Raw genomic sequence first — 16,414 nt, forward strand, 5'->3', positions numbered from 1 at the left:
ATGGTGACAGATAAACTTTTTTAATAGCTCGCTTAGAATCTCCAACTGTGCACCTTAGTAAGTTTTTTAGTGGTACAATAAATTAAGTAAAACTTAGATATTTTAGATTCCTTTACCAAAAACTTACGTTTATCGTATAAGTATTAGGGGGATTACCTATGAGGAAGTTTATGTGGACACTAGCAATTGTGACAGTCCTGGCATTGGCGGGAGCAGCCTGGTACATCGTTTCAGACCTGTTAGCAGTCGCAGAATCGGCAAATGAAGAATTAAAAACTGACGCAGTAGCGCAACCGGCACAAGAAGAACTAGAGTCAGAGAATACTATTGAGGCTAAAGAAGAGCTTCCGGAAGAAGAAGTCTATGAAAATCCTTTTGGTGAAAGTAAAGCCCATCGGCACCTGAGAGATGATGATTATCAAAATTACATCCATCAAATGGCACATCAGAAAGTGATCGCTGATGTAAAATGGGGATTTATTGAGATTACCGGGGAGCGGATTGATTGGCTGCTTAAAGGATTACAGGAAACTGAATTAGAACATGAGGATGTTTATCGTGACATACTTGAGAGATGGGCTACGGATAATTTTGGACAAGTTGATCAAGACCATAATACAATCTGGAGATTGCAAGGTGGTACGATTGGTGAGGCAACAGGGATTCTTAGTCCAGAAGAGGAAGAAGCTTACATAAAGAGTGCACGTTAATGAAACAGGGACTATTGGAGGCATCCAGAAGGTCCCTGTTTTATTTATAAACTATAAAAGAGCTTTTCAGAGTTTCCCTTAATCCTGCAGTATTTTCTTTGCAATGATATTTTTCATGATTTCTGTTGTTCCTGCGTAAATACTTGTTACCGGAATATCCCGATAGCGGCGAGCGATCTCGTATTCTTCCATATAGCCATAGCCACCATGGAGCTGCATTGCTTCTGCTGCCACTCGTTTGGCCATTTCACTTATCCACCACTTGGCCATGGAGACTTCCTTGACGATTTCCTTCCCTTGTAAATGCATCTCGATGAGTCGGTTAACATAGGTCCTGCCTAAATCAATCTCCGTCGCCATCTCGGCAATTTTGTATTGGGTATGTTGAAAATCGGCGATGGTTTTGCCAAACGCTGTCCGTTCTTTGACATAACTTATCGTAAGTTCGAGCATTCTTTCAGCTTCGATTTGGACCTGCAAGGCAACTACTAGTCTTTCTTGCTGAAGTTGCTCCATCAAATAATAGAATCCTTTTCCTTCCTCGCCAAGCAGATTTTCTACATGTACTTTCGCGTTGTCAAAAATCAGTTCTGCCGTATCACCACTATGCATCCCGACTTTGTTTAATTGTTTGCCGCGTTTAAATCCTTCCGTTCCATCTTCAATCACAAGCAAACTGATCCCTCTATGAGCAGGTTCTGCATCTGGGTTGGTCTTACAAACAACAATGACATAATCAGCGTTGCCGCCGTTAGTGATAAATGTCTTCTCACCATTTACGATATAGTGTTCGCCGTTTCTTTTGGCAGTTGTACGGATTCCGGCAAGATCGGAGCCGGCACCAGGTTCTGTCATTGCAATCGCAGAAATAAATTCACCAGTTACACTTTTCGGCAACCACTTTTTCTTTTGTTCCTCCGTTCCATAAATGGAGATATACGGGGTGACAATATCGGAATGGAGGCAAATTCCACTCGCGATACCAGAACCGACTTTTTCCAATTCCTCAAAGAGCACGGTCGAATAGGAAAAATCTAGTCCAAGGCCACCATATTTCTCATCTACCCATGGAAGTAAGAATCCATTTTCTCCAAGCTTATTCCACACCTCTCTAGGAATAGCACGTTCTTCCTCCCAACGTTCATAATAAGGATAAACTTCTTTCTCTAACATTTTCCTTAAAGCATCACGAAACATATCGTGTTCATCGGTTAAGAATGACGGTTTCATTGCATCTCTCCTCCTCATTTTATGGGATACCGTGAATTGGTATTTTTCTTACGCATAAAACTTGATGTAATAATTATCAGAATATTACTTATAGAGTAATATAACATAAAATGATGGAGATGAAATAATGATTTCTTTTATTGCAATAGACATTCACCCAACATCATTCAACAGAATACTATAGCAGGAGTGAACTAGAATATTTTTATGAGGTGGAATGAACAACATGTATTACTTTTATCAAAATCCATATATTCCGGTTTATCATCCATTAATGCCAAGGAATTTACCGATGGATGCATATTATCCCCCAATGGGGCAACCAGCTTATCCAATCCAGCAACAAGGCCATTGTATAAGCCAAGCGGAAGTCGATTACCGGAATGAGATGCGCAGTCTTTGGGAAGAACATGTGGCATGGACACGGATGGCAATTATCAGCTTAGTATTCGACTTGCCTGATATTGAATTTGTTTTGAAGCGATTACTGAGGAACGCAACAGATATGGGGAACATGATTCGCCGATTATATGGAGATTTAGTGGCGCAGACGTATACAGACCTCATTCAACAACATCTATTAATTGCTGCAGATCTAGTCAAAGCAGCGATAGCTGGAGATCAGCAAGCTGTTGCGGAAGCAGATAAAAAATGGCATGAAAATGCGGATGAAATTGCGGTATTTTTAAATAGTGTAAATCGCTTTTTGCCGGAAGAGGTTGTTCGAGATATGTTTTATGAACATTTAGCACTGACAAAACAAGAAGCGGTCGCGATGATAAATAAAGACTTTCAGAAAGATATTGATGTCTATGATGCTATTGAAAAGCAAGCACGGCAAATGGCAGATGCCATTTCAGATGCCATGGTCCAGGCTTATCCTAGTGTTTTTTAGAAAAGGAAAGTGGTGTCACTTTCTTTTTTTGTTGGTTGGGACAAGCCGTAGACAGGCATCATACATTTATTTTCGATATTTTATTTCTCCGCCAATAACGGTCATATCCACTTCGGTCTTCAATAAATCATCTGGATTCTCCATCTCAAACGGATGATGAGAGAAGACGGTCATGTCTGCAAATTTGCCTCTAGCAATGGTTCCTTTTTTAGTCTCCTCGTTTGTTGGATATGCTCCATACTCAGTGAATAACTGAAAAGCTTCTGTCACCGACAATTTTTCCTCTATATTATATCCTCCATGGGTGTCGCCCGGAGTTTTTCGCGTCACTGCTGCATGTATACCGAGCAATGGATTCACCGGTTCGATAGGTGCATCGGAACCGCCAGCACAGATGACACCTGCTTGAAGAAGAGATTTCCAAGCATAGGATGTTTGAATGCGTTCTGTGCCAAGTCTTTCCTGAACCCAAGGAAAATCACTCGCCAAGAAACGCGGCTGGATATCAACGATACGCGATGGATGACGAAGCCTATCAATTAATTCTTTCCTTAATACTTGTACATGGATGATGCGATCCCGATAAGAGACCGTAGGAAATTTATCTAATGCATTCAATACATTTTCCACAGCTTGATCACCAATTGTATGAACTGCGACAGGAAAATGTAATTCTCGGGCTTTTCTAATGATATTTATTAATTCATCCTCACTATACATAGCCGTCCCATAGTTATCTGGATCATCCGTATAGGCTTCAGATAATAGTGCAGTTCTTCTGCCGAATGCCCCGTCGGCAAATATTTTAATCGCACCGATTTGGAGCGTATCATTACCATAGCCTGCATACATTTTATTCGCTCGTAAATCATCCAGGAACTCATGGTTGATTAAGAGATTTGTCCGGAGACCGAGTTGCTCTTTATTCAATAATTGATCGTAGATTTGGTAGGTTTGTTCAAGGCCTCCAAGTGCAAAAGGGTCATTGGTATGAGCACTCGTGATTCCTTGTTTGATAGTGAATTGAATAGACTTTCGCAAAGCATTCTTCCAGTCCGCAAAAGAGCGCTTCGGAATATGCTGTGCAATAAGCTCTTTTGCACTCTCAAGCAGAAGTCCGGTAGGTTGCTTCGTCGTTTCATCTAAAACAATGGTTCCGCCCTTCGGTACTGCCATGTCCGGATGATAGTTGGCTATCTCTAAGGCTTTGCTGTTCGTAACAGCTGCATGCCGGCATATTCGAGTGAGAAGCAATGGGTTGTCGGGAGCTACATGGTCCAACTCGGAAATCGAAGGGATTTTACCTTCCGTAAATAGATTTTCATCCCAATTTCCGCCAATGATCCATTCTTCAGGGGGGAGGGATTTGGCCTTCTCTTCAATTTTCTCAAGCATTTCCTGTTTTGTATTAGTTCCTGTCAGGTCAAGTGTCACAAAGCTTTCTGCAATTCCGGCTAGATGGAGATGGCTATCTGTCAGGCCTGGGGTTACAGTCTTCCCTTGCAGATCAATGACCTCTGTGTCAGAATCCTTCCAGAAGTTGAGCATTTGCTTGCTCTCGCCCATATCGATAAAAATTCCATTCTCTGTGACAACAGCAGAAACGATAGGCTGGATTTTATTAAAGGTATATATCACACCATTTACGTAAATTTTTCGCATCATTTTCTCTCCTCATCATACCTATTAGCAGCAGACCATGATTTTTATTCCGAATTCTAAGAAATTACTAACATACTATCATATTAATAAAATTTGGCACAAGTATCGCTGTAAAATAGTTTGATAGGAAGTGAAAATGAAGGGAATCCAGCAGGGACTATAGAATGTAGTTAATAGCCAATTTTAGTAGGGGGAGGGTGAGAGAATGACAAGTAGACATCTTTTTCTATTCGGCGGAAGTCCTCCATTTGTTGATTTTACTGGGGAAAAATTTGCAAATCTGTCTTTAAATGAAAAGGGAAAAGTTGCAATATTATTTCTTGAGAGGGAAGGCTGGAAGGAATATATGCCTAAATATACGGCAAACCTCGAAGCACATGGTGTAAATGACTTTATTTATATTCCGCTGGCTTCTATATACGATCAATCACTATTATCCCAATTAGCATCATGTACAGGAGTAATTATTGGTGGTGGAGATACCGCGCTATATCGAGATTTTATTGTAGATACTGCAATTGGTAATGTAATAAAAGAAATGTATGAGAAAGGTGTGCCACTAGCAGGCTTCTCGGCAGGGGCTCTCATCAGCCCTAAAAATTGCGTCATTTCACCAATTGATAATACAAAGAAGAAACAGCTCTTTCTTGAGGGCTTGGGATTATTAAAAGATTTAGTGATTGCCGTACACTTTACGAAATGGAATGAGAAAGATAATTTAAAATCAGCGTTGAAAAAGACAGGTGTGTCAATTGGCTATGGAATTGACGATGAAGGATATCTATATTTTGAAAATGAAAGATTGATTGATAAAGGCTCTAGGAACTTTTATGTCTTCAATGGATTATAACGCTTGAATATGATTGGGGTTTCATAATGGGGAGAACAAAATATGTGAAAGTCTGGAACTTAGATAGTTTATTTCCAGAAGGCAGTAAATCTACACAATTTCAAGACCATGTTAATCAACTAGAAACAGATGTTTCTGCAATGGAATTATATATGGAGCAATATAATAAATCTTTAAGTGGTAATGCGAACCACGTCAAATATATTTTGGAGCAATTATCAAAGATAAGGTTAAATTTATCACAAGCCAACTCCTACATCACTTGTTTACTTGCACAAAACACTAAAGACCATGAAGCCTATAAATTAAAAGAAGTTACTTCTTCAATAACTGCTCGTTATGATTCAATCCTAAAGATTTTTCAGCATGCCATATTACGTACTACTGAACAGGCTTGGCAAAAAATATTAGGACATGAAGTCTTGAAGGATTACAGTTTTATACTTAATAATTGGCGCAGTAAGGCAGAGAGATACGAAAATGTGGAATTAGAAGGAATAATTTCCGACTTGAAGATGAATGGTTTTGATGCTTGGGAACAGTTTTATCGTTCACTTATAGGCAGCATTAAAGTAAAGGTTAAAAAGGACGACGCCTTGAAAGAGTTTTCTGTTGGACAAACGATAAATTTGCGCTCCCACGCCGATGAGAACGTACGTAAAACTGCACATGAAGCAATGGAAAATGTTTGGAGAGAAAAGCAGGACATATTTGCACAGATTTTGAATCGTGTGGCAGGATTTCGCATACAGATCAACAGGAACAGAGGAATAGATACTTTGTCAGATTCACTGTTTGACAACCGTATGACTGAAAAAACGTTGAACGCTATGTGGTCAGCGGTAAATAAATATAAACATCCTTTTACCGCCTATCTCAATGAGAAGGCAAAATTGTATGGCGATAATAAAATGAAGTCATACAATTTCTGGGCACCAATTGGCGATAACAATCAAAGTTTAACGTATGATGATGCGGTGGATTTTATATTAGAGCAATTTAGTAGTTTCGGAGATAAGTCGGAAAGTTTTTCTCAACAAGCATTTCATGAAGGCTGGATTGAGGCTGAAGATCGGACAAATAAATCTCCAATTGCATTTTGTGCAAGTTTCCCTCGTTCTGCTGAATCTAGAATTTTTATGACTTTTAATGGAAGTATGACGAACGTGCTGACACTAGCCCACGAATTAGGTCATGCTTTCCACAATGAAGCAATGAAATCCGTTCATGGATTTAATCGGCAATATCCGTTAACCATGGCTGAAACAGCTTCTACATTCTCTGAACAAATCATATTAGATGCAGCGTTAGAAAAAGCGGAGTCTGCCAAAGAAAAATTGCAGATACTTGATGAAAAACTAAAACGTAGCGTCATGAATTTCATGAACATGCATTCCAGATTCCTCTTTGAAAAGTGGTTCTATGTGGAACGTGAAAAGGGGTATGTTTCAGCGACCAAGTTAAATGAATTAATGCAAGATGCATTTGAAGTTGCATATGATGGTTCATTTGATCAACCATCTTTATATTCCTGGGTTTGGACACCACATTATTATTTGACACAATCCCCTTTCTATAATTATCCCTATACATTTGGATATTTATTTTCTATTAGTCTATATGCTAAAGCAAAGGAAGTAGGGAAGGGATTTGAAAAGAATTATATTTCCTTACTTCGTGATTCAGGGAGTATGTCTATTGAAGAATTGATGAAAGAGCACTTAGGAGAGGATATTACATCTGAAGATTTTTGGGAAAAGGGATTAAAATTATGTGTCCGAGATGCGGAGGATTTTATTGAATTAGTCCATGACATGAATCAGGAGGATAAAAAGTGAATATAAAAGGTATTAACCATTTGTTGTTTTCCGTATCTGATTTAGATGAGTCTATTGAATTTTATCGAAATGTATTTCAGGCCAAATTATTGGTGAAAGGGAGGAGTACTGCCTATTTTGATTTAAATGGACTTTGGCTTGCTCTAAATGTGGAGCACGATATTCCTCGTAACGAGATAAAAGAATCTTATACTCATATCGCGTTCACCGTTGCTGAGGAAGAGTTCGATGATATCATTACAAAGTTAAAGCAACTGAATGTAAATATTTTACCTGGTCGGGAAAGAGATGCAAGGGACAAGAGATCCATCTATTTCACCGATCCGGATGGCCATAAATTTGAGTTTCATACAGGAACATTGGAAGACCGGCTGAGTTACTATAGAGAAGAGAAAACGCATATGGAGTTCTTTGACTAAAAACATTCTATTCAATAGGGGTGAATCTATGAAACTTGCGGTTAATTATTCGAAAGAAACAGAGGAATTGATTCAGGAGGGCGCCATACAAGTAGATATGTTCAAGTGCCCGGATTTCAGTGATGAGCTGATTAAACAGGCTGAATCAACAAAAAGAAGTTATATTCATTTCGACCTGAATGCTGGAAGTGGACAAATGGGGGAAGTAAATTGGGAGCGTATCAAATACCTTAAGAAAAATACAAATACACCTTATATCAATGTCCATGCCGTCGCCTATGCAAAGGATTTTCCGAATGTAGATGTTCTTACAACAGATCAAACCGATATTAAAAAGATAATCCATGCAGTTGTACATGATATTGAAATGTTGGCTGAAAAAGTTGGTGCTGAAAATATTATTTTAGAAAATGTAATCTGCCGCGGAAAAGGTGACTATATGATGCGGCCGATTATTGAACCAGCTGTCATCAGTGGAATTATTGGTCAAACTGGTTGTGGCCTCTTGCTTGATATTGCTCATGCTCAAATGACCTCCATGTGTCTTGGTTTTGATGTGAAAGACTATATATCACAACTGCCACTTGAACATTTAAAAGAACTTCATATTACAGGAATCCAGTATCACGATGAATCTCGACGTCTGCGTGACAGCATGCCAATGACCGAAGACGATTGGAATTTGGCTTCATGGTCGTTAAAGCAAATTAAAGCCGGAAATTGGCCAGAACCATGGGTAGTTGCTTTTGAATATGGTGGAGTAGGTCCAATTTTTGAATGGCGGACGGACAAAAAGGTGCTGGCAGAACAATTGCCTGTTCTTTATAATCTAGTGAAATAGATTTTCCAGGCTATATTCTCCATTCATCGGTATAATAAAAGAGAGAATCATACATAAAAACGGCAATAGATAGGAGAATAGAAAATGAGTATTGAAAAACGTTTAGAAGAACTTGGTATTGAACTACCTGAGCCGGTTGCTCCACTGTATAGCTATGTGCCACTTACGATTCATCAAGGAGTGGCCTATGTCAGCGGACAGGTCCCGAGGATTAATGGAGAAGTTCCATACCCGGGTAAAGTTGGAACAGAAGTTACCGTTGAGCAGGCACGGGAGCTCGCTGAGTATTGTGTTTTGAAAGGTTTGAGCAGTGTAAAACAGGAGATTGGCACGCTTGATAACGTCGAACAAATATTGAAATTATCCGGTTATATCCAAGCAGCTCCAGGATTTAATGAAATGGGTAAAATAATGGATGCAGCATCAGAGTTGCTTGTTCAGATTTTCGGTGAAAATGGTCACCATGCACGTGTCGCAATTGGAGCGGCAGAACTGCCAAGCAATACACCAATTGAGCTTGACTTGATCATTGCGGTAAAACAATAACAATAAGCATACATGTACAGACACTCCAAACAGAAGGGTGTCTGTATTTATGTTATATAATGGAAAAATGCACGCTGTAATCTTCTGAATAATATGCTACCATGGATTTATATTCAGGAGGGAATAGAGGGGTATGCAATGGTATTACATGTGGGTGTTATCCTACTGACAACTATTATCATTAATATAGCGGTCAAACTGTTATTAAGAAGATTGCTTTCTATTAAAAAAGAACGACTGAAAATCTTTTCTCATAATTATTTTAACAAATTGCATAGAAATATTGATCGGGTAGTTCGATATATGTCCTTGATTACTCAAATTGTTCTTCTTTATTACGTGATATTTCATGACTCCTTTATACCTATTTTATTTGGTAGTATAATCTTCTTTTTTATTCTTCAAAGTCTCATTCAAGCTATATTTGAATGGAAGTATTCACCGACTCCAAAGAAATCCATTCTGACATTTAGTGAAATGATAATTTGGACAGTGGGATTTATTTCTATTTTCCGAGTGCTGTTATAGTCACTTTAAATTCATGAGGGGTGAATAAATTGGGCTCAAGAATTATGCATGCCATTATTGGCCATAAAATTGCTGATGAAATTAAAATGAATGATAAGCAAGTTTTTCTATTAGGTAGTATTGCACCGGATGCTGTATTCACCGTGGAAGAGAAAAATGCCTCGCATTATTTTATTGGTGATGCTGAAGATCATTCTAGAAGAGTTGATGTTGAGGGGTTTCTTAAGGAACACCATACTATGGTGGATGCCAGGAATGATTACATATTGGGATACTATACGCATTTACTAGCTGATGATATTTGGCTTAAAGGATTTTATCTTTCCTGGCTGAAAAACAGAATGAAAGAAGTTGAAGGACTATATCAGCTATACCACCAAGATTTCCGCTTACTGAATGGAAAACTATTAGAGCACTATGGGTTGGTGGATGACCTACGAAAAGCATTTACTATGATTCCAACTGTACCAGACCTGAATAACGTCAAATCCAAAGATGTGGAAGAGCTTGTCCCTTTTGTGTTAGGGGATATGGATTATGATCAAGCAGTGAAGAATGAGAAACTTCAAGTTTTTACATTGGAACAGATTATCGGCTATATCGAGACTTCTGTTGAATTGGGATTGTACAAATTGAAATCTTTCTCATCTTTAAATGAAAAAGAGAAATCTATCAAGAGTTAGTAGGCAGCATTGGAGGGGATTGGACTTGCAGAAAATAATTGATGCGCATATTCACTTGGATTTATATAGCGAATTCGAACAAAAAGAAATCCTAACCACATTGGAGCAAAACGATATTGCTGGACTAATTACAGTTTCCAATCATTTGGAATCAGCTAAAAAGAATCTGGAGTTAGCTAAGGAATATGAAAACGTCTTTCCTGCATTTGGTTTTCATCCAGAACAAGTGTTACCGAAAGAAAATGAAATGGTAAAGCTCATCAATTTTATCAAACAGCATGAAAATGAGATGGTGGCGATCGGTGAAGTTGGATTGCCGTATTACTTAAGGAAAGAAGAGAAAGATATTGAGCTTGAAGCCTATCTCGAGTTACTGGAGCAGTTTATCCTTTTAGCAAAGGAAGTGGATAAACCGATTATTCTTCATGCTATCTATGAAGATGCGCCGCTTGCTTGCTCATTATTAGAGAAGCATTCCGTCACCAATGCTCATTTCCATTGGTTTAAAGGTGATCAGAAGACGCTGGAACGTATGAAAGCAAACGGATATTATATATCCTTCACACCGGATATCACTTATAAAAAAGAAATACAGAATATCGCTGAGAATTTTCCACTCAGCAAAGTAATGGTCGAAACCGATGGACCATGGCAATTTAAAGGCCCATTCCACAATCAAATGACAAATCCCAATATGATTCACGAATCAATGAGAGTTATTGCTAGTATAAAACAAGTCAATCTGCAGGAAGCATACGGTCAAATCTATCAAAACACTAAAGATTTTTATAAAATTCGGGGTTAAACCATGTCCTTCATTCAAATTTGTCTATAAATATCCTAAAATTCTATTAAATGTGTTAAAATTAGTATAAAAATTATTGGGACAATTGATCCCGGAACAGGAGGTTTACTGAATGGACCTTAATTTAACAGGAAAGTCAGTTATTGTTGCAGCCAGCAGCAAGGGGTTAGGTAAGGCGGTTGCTCTGCAGTTTGCTGAAGAAGGAGCTCATGTCCTAATTTCCAGTCGGAATGAGGCTGAATTAAAACAAACAGCTGCCTATATTATAGAAAAGACAGGGAATGAAAATGTCCGCTATCAGGTTTGTGGCATTACAAGCCCAGATCAAATAAACAGTTTAATAGATACCGCAATCGAGTGGAACGGTAAGGTGGATGTGCTTATCAATAATGCGGGCGGACCACCGGCAGGTACATTCGATAAATTTTCTGATGAAGATTGGCAACAAGCATTTGAATTAAATCTATTAAGCTTTATCAGATTGATCAGGGGAGTATTGCCATCCATGCGTGAAACTGGCACTGGAAGAATTGTAAATATAGCATCTTCTTCCGTAAAACAATCGCTGGATAATCTAATTTTATCTAATACATATCGAGCTGGGATTGTCGGCCTATCAAAAAGTCTTTCCCAGGAATTAGCAAAAGATAATATCCTCATTAATACTGTTGGACCTGGACGGATTGCGACTGATCGAGTAACAGAATTGGATGGAATTCAAGCGAACATACAAGGAGTTACCGTCGATGAAATCCGTAGTAAAGCTGAAAGTTCCATCCCGATGGGGAGATATGGAAAACCGGAGGAATTTGCAAAAACAATTGTTTTCCTTGCTTCAGGTGCTAATACCTATCTAACTGGTCAAACAATTGTTGTAGATGGTGGTTTAGTCAAGGCTTTATAATTATAAAAAAATACTTCAAAGTGTATGCATAAAAGGGGCAGAGATGATGACAACGACAACTTTAGTTGATGAAGTTTCTACGATACTTCATAAAGCATATCAAACCAAAAAGCCGATTGAATTTATCAGTAACCAATATTCTTTAGATGAAGCCACATCCTATGCGGTACAGGATGAATTGATTAAACGTAGATGTAAATCGGAAAAATTGGAAGTTGCAGGCTACAAAATTAGTATGACTAGTGCAGAAACACAGGCGATTGCTAATACACATGAACCTGCATATGGGACATTGTTGACGAATAATATTGTGAAGAGCGGGGATGGAGTTCGTTTATCTTCACTATTTGATCCGCTGATAGAACCTGAGATTATGTTTATTTTAGAAGAAGATTTGAGTCTGGAAGCTAGCGAGGGGGAAATCATCAGCAAAAGCAGACTTGCTGCCGGGATTGAAATTCCAGATGCACGTTATATTGATTGGTTCCCTAATTTTTCATTAACTGACTTACTTTGCGATAATACAGCAACAGGCTTAATTGTCGTTTCAGAATCCATTGCACCGCTATCTATTGCGGATTTAATGGGTATCAAAATGGAGCTGTTCCATAATGGAGAGAAAATCAGTGATGGGGATTCTTCCGCTGTTCTCGGTAATCCAGTTACTGCAGTAGCCTGGCTTTCAGAAAAACTCGCAAGTAAAGGCAAGGTGTTGAAGAAGGGAATGACAATTTCATCAGGAACATTCATCTCACCGATCAGGGCAGAAAAAGGAACATATAAAGTAAGCTACTCCCAAATTGGAGAAGTTGAAATTACATTGAAATAATAAAAAAAGGTAGCGATAATGCTACCTTTTTTCAATCCAAGTATTTGTTTTTTAAACTGTCTGAACCAGCGCCACCAATAACCATTAAAACTAATGGTGCAAAATTGACCACGCCTTTAGGCAGTCCTTCTAAGATCATAATATTTGTACCAATAAAATGGTTTAATCCAAAGATAATTAGTTTGAACACTAATAGAAATGCACCTAACATAAACACACTATCAAAAAATGTTTTCCATTTTGGATATGCCAATTTTTTACTATCTTGAATCACTTGTTCCGTCAATTCTTTGTCACTCCTTAACATTTCATCTATTGTGATACCGAACAAATCACTTAATTCAATGATTATTTCGATACTCGGATAGTTCTTACCAGTTTCCCATTTTGAAACGGATTGACGACTCACATGGATTTTGTCAGCAAGCTCAGTTTGTGACCACCCCTTTTTTTCCCGTTCCTTCTTTAATCTTTCGCTAAAGATCATGTTAGTCATCACCTTTCCTTATTTCCATTATTGATGGATGATATCATCAAAGTAAAGATAGTTATACGTGCATCAAGGAGCAACTTGATGTTGCCAGTTTACAAGCTTGTCTATTTAAGTATTTTATCCTTAAAGTTTTAAAGTAACTACTGATGGATTTAATTGTATTGCAGCACTGTTTTGTAGGCAGTAAAAAGGGACAAAATCGTTAAGATTTTATCCCTCATTGTTTTTTATTTAATGACATATGGACTAGATGACCGTTATATCTTCATAATCCTTCGTCGTTATTTCCTGGGAAATAACGACAGTACGATAGTATAGCAAATTGTTTACAACTTTTTGGTTATATCCCCTTTAATAAATCCCCATAATCCATCAAATACTTTCGCATCGTATAAGGATATGATCAATACTAGAGATATCGGACCAATGATTAAACCAATCACACCAAATAACTGCAGTCCCGCAAATAAGGAGACAAGGATTGCGAGAGGGTTCAAACTTAGGCTTGTTGAAAGAACTTTTGGTTCTGCAAATTGCCGGACAGTTACAGTAGAAGCATAGAGGATCATTAATCCGATTCCCATGAACAAGTCTCCTGTGAAAAAGCTGTAAATACTCCACGGAATTAATACCAGTCCAGGGCCCAAGTAAGGTAATAAATCAAGTAGTCCAAGAATGACTGCAATGGTTAAAGCATTTTCCACCCGTAAAATGAATAAACCAATGAGACTGACTACAAAGGTGAGGATCATCAAAATAATTTGTGATTTCAAAAAGCCGAAGATTTTTCTTTGCAAGTCACGAAATACATCCCATGTTTTTTCCCTAATAATAGAAGGCAGTTTACGATAGAATCTAGCGTACTTGTCAGAATCTTTGCTGATAAAATAAATGGCCAAAATGGAAAAGATTATCACTGTAAACGTAATCGGAAGAGCTCCGATGATGGAGGTGATGGCATTGGCAATACCTTGTCCAAGACTGCCAAGCATCGATGCAATATTGTTTCCAACTATTAGAAACCCTTCTTGCAGTGCTTCTTGTTGGGCAGGATCCATTTCATCAAGCCAGCCTATACTTTGATCCCATAGAGGTAATATAAATTCATTAAAGTAATTTTGTAGATTACTGGCGACGATTTTGATTTGATTAGGCACATACTCAGATAAATATAAAATCCCATCAATCGTCAATTTGATGAGGGCCGTAAGAAAACCGCCAACAATTGCTATTAGAAAGAGGATTCCGGTTAAAACCGCAAGTGGCCTAGGAAAGCGTAGGTACTTTTCGAATACACTGACGATGGGTTGAATCAAAAAGGCGAGAAGTGCTGCTATAAGAAATGGATAGGTCAACCTTAGAAAGTGAAACAGTAAAAACAGCCCAATAACGGTGAGTAGAAGAATAAGCAATATTCTAAAAATCAATTGTACGACTGGGTGCTTCATCAAACGACACTCCTCTTACCATCAAGGGAAACCTGTTTAATAAACGTTCATTCCCTATATTCTTAAATAATGTTATCACAGATTTGAAAGTTGCACTAGATTGGGCTCGTTCACTAGATAGTTGTCCTCTTGTAAGAAAAATAGACGTAAAGGTTTTACCCTAAACGCCTAATATCTAATCTGCTAAATAGTTTTCTGTATAGTAAGGCTGGGAGTTTTTATCAAATGCGACACCGACAGATAACGATTCATATCCGTTTCGAAGTTTGTTCTCACGATGACCTAAAGAATTCATCAATCCTTCATGTGCAAATATACTGCTAGGCTGACCAGTTGCCAAATTTTCCCCAGCGATTCGATATGAAATGGCATCTTCCGTTAAACGGTCGAAGGGGGATTGACCTTGTAAGTTGGTATGACTAAAATAACTTTGTTCAGCCATATCCTCACTATGTGCCCGAACCGTTTCTCTTGCTGATTCGTTCCACTCCAAAGCAGGTAATCCGAATTTGACTCTAGTTGAGTTCGTCAAATCAAATAAGACATATTCAAGACCTTCCCGTAACTGTTGGTCAGGTTCTGCAAAATACTTTCTCTTTTGTTCTTCCAATTCCTCATCTATTATTAAAATCGATGTTACTTTTGATCCTTGGTGTTTATCATAGAAAAACGTCACATAGCTATCATCGAGTTTAAACATGTTAAATTCTCCATTATCTTGGATTTGATAATTTATCAATCCTTTTCTCAAAGCCTTGAGTGGTTTTGGCATGACGGAGAGGACTTCATCACGTGTACTTGCAAATGTTAAGCCGTTGGAAGAGCTTAGTAAATCGTGATTCGTATACATTGCATTTACTTTATCCTGTTCATTATAAGATACCATGATGAAATTCTGATAACTTTCATGGTATGCCACCCAATCCACTCCATACTCGTTTCTCGATGTCCTCTTCGGTTCTCCAACCTGATCTTCGACGTCATTACGATCGTCTCCGAGTACAATATTATGAATAGAAAAAGTTTGTTCACTAGGAGGGCTTAAGCTCGGCTTTTCTTGACTGGAAGGTGCTATATCTTCTGTTTGTTGGTCGGACAGCCTGTCAGCCAGATATTGTACCTCTTGTTTTACCCAATCCACACTATTGCTGACTACAGGATGTTCCCATATTTCATGAAGGTCATCGCGAACATCTTCATAGACTCCTATAAAACCAGCTTGTTCGAAACTATCTCCATAAAGATGCCATAGAAAAGCACCAACAATAAACAAAACAATAAGATTCCGTAAAATTGACAAATTCCCACTCCCGTCAGTCTGGGCTGTATTGTTCCCAGTTATTAATCTATGATGTATAAAGTCCGAATGATATTAAGTTTCATAGTAATCATTCTTACCAAATGTCCAATCTACATACTTGTAAATTGCACACTTTATTTTATCATATAAGCATACACGGATCGTACAATTTTAAATTACTGCAGATAAATAGCATGTAATAATCTTTCTAACCGCATTTAATAGCTATTACATTTCTGCTCATCATCTGCTAATCAAATGTGAGAACCTTTTACGTTCGATTAGGCACGGAATTTCAACTTCTAATGATAACGTCCTTATAATTGTGTAAAAAGGTATAAAAAAATAGGTCATCTTCCAGACCCATGTTAAAATATTTTCGACCAAGAAAACAACACATGGAGGTAGGAAAAGATGACCCAAATAAATATTA

The 16,414-nt window shown here is 38.1% G+C and carries 17 protein-coding genes; 12 read left to right on the top strand and 5 right to left on the bottom strand.

Translation table 11 applies throughout. From position 1 onward, the window contains the following. Positions 1 to 158: 158 nt before the first annotated feature. The gene (locus M3210_RS11955) at positions 159 to 710 is read left to right on the top strand and encodes a DUF6241 domain-containing protein (protein WP_251514656.1); all 552 of its coding nucleotides are present in this window, start codon (positions 159 to 161) and stop codon (positions 708 to 710) included. A 78-nt stretch (positions 711 to 788) separates the two neighbouring features. On the opposite strand, the gene M3210_RS11960 is transcribed toward M3210_RS11955, so the two are convergent. Then, a complete protein-coding gene (locus M3210_RS11960) occupies positions 789 to 1,940 on the bottom strand; it encodes an acyl-CoA dehydrogenase family protein (protein WP_251514658.1) in 1,152 nt (383 codons plus the stop codon). Positions 1,941 to 2,166: 226 nt separating this feature from the next. Between M3210_RS11960 and M3210_RS11965 the strand changes: the two genes are divergently transcribed. After that, positions 2,167 to 2,835, top strand: coding sequence for a hypothetical protein (locus M3210_RS11965; RefSeq protein WP_251514660.1), 669 nt, complete (start codon positions 2,167 to 2,169; stop codon positions 2,833 to 2,835). A 66-nt stretch (positions 2,836 to 2,901) separates the two neighbouring features. Here the strand turns inward: M3210_RS11965 and M3210_RS11970 are convergent, their stop codons facing one another. Further along, positions 2,902 to 4,500 carry an amidohydrolase gene (locus tag M3210_RS11970; RefSeq protein WP_251514663.1) on the bottom strand — a complete coding sequence of 533 codons (1,599 nt, stop codon included), beginning with the start codon at positions 4,498 to 4,500 and terminating at the stop codon, positions 2,902 to 2,904. 202 nt (positions 4,501 to 4,702) lie between these two features. On the opposite strand from M3210_RS11970, the gene M3210_RS11975 reads away from it, so the two are divergent. The 10 genes from M3210_RS11975 (at position 4,703) to M3210_RS12015 (ending at position 12,740) form a co-directional block, all read left to right on the top strand. Next, positions 4,703 to 5,347 carry a Type 1 glutamine amidotransferase-like domain-containing protein gene (locus tag M3210_RS11975; protein WP_251514665.1) on the top strand — a complete coding sequence of 215 codons (645 nt, stop codon included), beginning with the start codon at positions 4,703 to 4,705 and terminating at the stop codon, positions 5,345 to 5,347. Positions 5,348 to 5,373: 26 nt separating this feature from the next. Then, positions 5,374 to 7,185, top strand: coding sequence for a M3 family oligoendopeptidase (locus M3210_RS11980; protein WP_251514667.1), 1,812 nt, complete (start codon positions 5,374 to 5,376; stop codon positions 7,183 to 7,185). Then, positions 7,182 to 7,604 carry a FosM family fosfomycin resistance protein gene (gene fosM, locus M3210_RS11985; RefSeq protein ID WP_251514669.1) on the top strand — a complete coding sequence of 141 codons (423 nt, stop codon included), beginning with the start codon at positions 7,182 to 7,184 and terminating at the stop codon, positions 7,602 to 7,604. Before M3210_RS11980 ends, fosM begins: the two co-directional genes overlap by 4 nt. A 28-nt stretch (positions 7,605 to 7,632) precedes the next feature. After that, entirely contained in the window at positions 7,633 to 8,445 is an 813-nt protein-coding gene (locus M3210_RS11990; protein ID WP_251514672.1) for a multinuclear nonheme iron-dependent oxidase, read from the top strand. Between the two features lie 84 nt (positions 8,446 to 8,529). After that, a complete protein-coding gene (locus tag M3210_RS11995; RefSeq protein ID WP_251514681.1) occupies positions 8,530 to 8,991 on the top strand; it encodes a RidA family protein in 462 nt (153 codons plus the stop codon). A 138-nt stretch (positions 8,992 to 9,129) separates the two neighbouring features. Then, a complete protein-coding gene (locus tag M3210_RS20730) occupies positions 9,130 to 9,519 on the top strand; it encodes a DUF4181 domain-containing protein (RefSeq protein ID WP_379598705.1) in 390 nt (129 codons plus the stop codon). A 29-nt stretch (positions 9,520 to 9,548) separates the two neighbouring features. Next, a complete protein-coding gene (locus M3210_RS12000; protein WP_251514683.1) occupies positions 9,549 to 10,202 on the top strand; it encodes a zinc dependent phospholipase C family protein in 654 nt (217 codons plus the stop codon). Between the two features lie 25 nt (positions 10,203 to 10,227). Then, positions 10,228 to 11,007 carry a TatD family hydrolase gene (locus M3210_RS12005; RefSeq protein WP_251514685.1) on the top strand — a complete coding sequence of 260 codons (780 nt, stop codon included), beginning with the start codon at positions 10,228 to 10,230 and terminating at the stop codon, positions 11,005 to 11,007. A 112-nt stretch (positions 11,008 to 11,119) separates the two neighbouring features. After that, positions 11,120 to 11,911, top strand: coding sequence for an SDR family oxidoreductase (locus M3210_RS12010; RefSeq protein ID WP_251514688.1), 792 nt, complete (start codon positions 11,120 to 11,122; stop codon positions 11,909 to 11,911). Between the two features lie 46 nt (positions 11,912 to 11,957). After that, on the top strand, positions 11,958 to 12,740 hold the full coding sequence (locus tag M3210_RS12015) for a 2-keto-4-pentenoate hydratase (RefSeq protein WP_251514690.1): 783 nt from the start codon (positions 11,958 to 11,960) through the stop codon (positions 12,738 to 12,740). Between the two features lie 31 nt (positions 12,741 to 12,771). Here M3210_RS12015 and M3210_RS12020 read toward each other — a convergent pair whose 3' ends face one another. From M3210_RS12020 to M3210_RS12030, 3 genes are all read right to left on the bottom strand, one after another. Further along, positions 12,772 to 13,227, bottom strand: a complete 456-nt coding sequence (locus M3210_RS12020; protein ID WP_251514692.1) for a helix-turn-helix domain-containing protein — start codon at positions 13,225 to 13,227, stop codon at positions 12,772 to 12,774. A gap of 332 nt (positions 13,228 to 13,559) precedes the next feature. Beyond that, entirely contained in the window at positions 13,560 to 14,681 is a 1,122-nt protein-coding gene (gene ytvI / locus M3210_RS12025) for a sporulation integral membrane protein YtvI (RefSeq protein ID WP_251514694.1), read from the bottom strand. A 175-nt stretch (positions 14,682 to 14,856) separates the two neighbouring features. Next, positions 14,857 to 15,981, bottom strand: a complete 1,125-nt coding sequence (locus M3210_RS12030; RefSeq protein WP_251514697.1) for a CAP domain-containing protein — start codon at positions 15,979 to 15,981, stop codon at positions 14,857 to 14,859. Positions 15,982 to 16,414: the final 433 nt, after the last annotated feature.

The organism is Oceanobacillus luteolus (genome assembly GCF_023715655.1).
Taxonomy (GTDB): Bacteria; Bacillota; Bacilli; order Bacillales; family Amphibacillaceae; genus Oceanobacillus; species Oceanobacillus luteolus.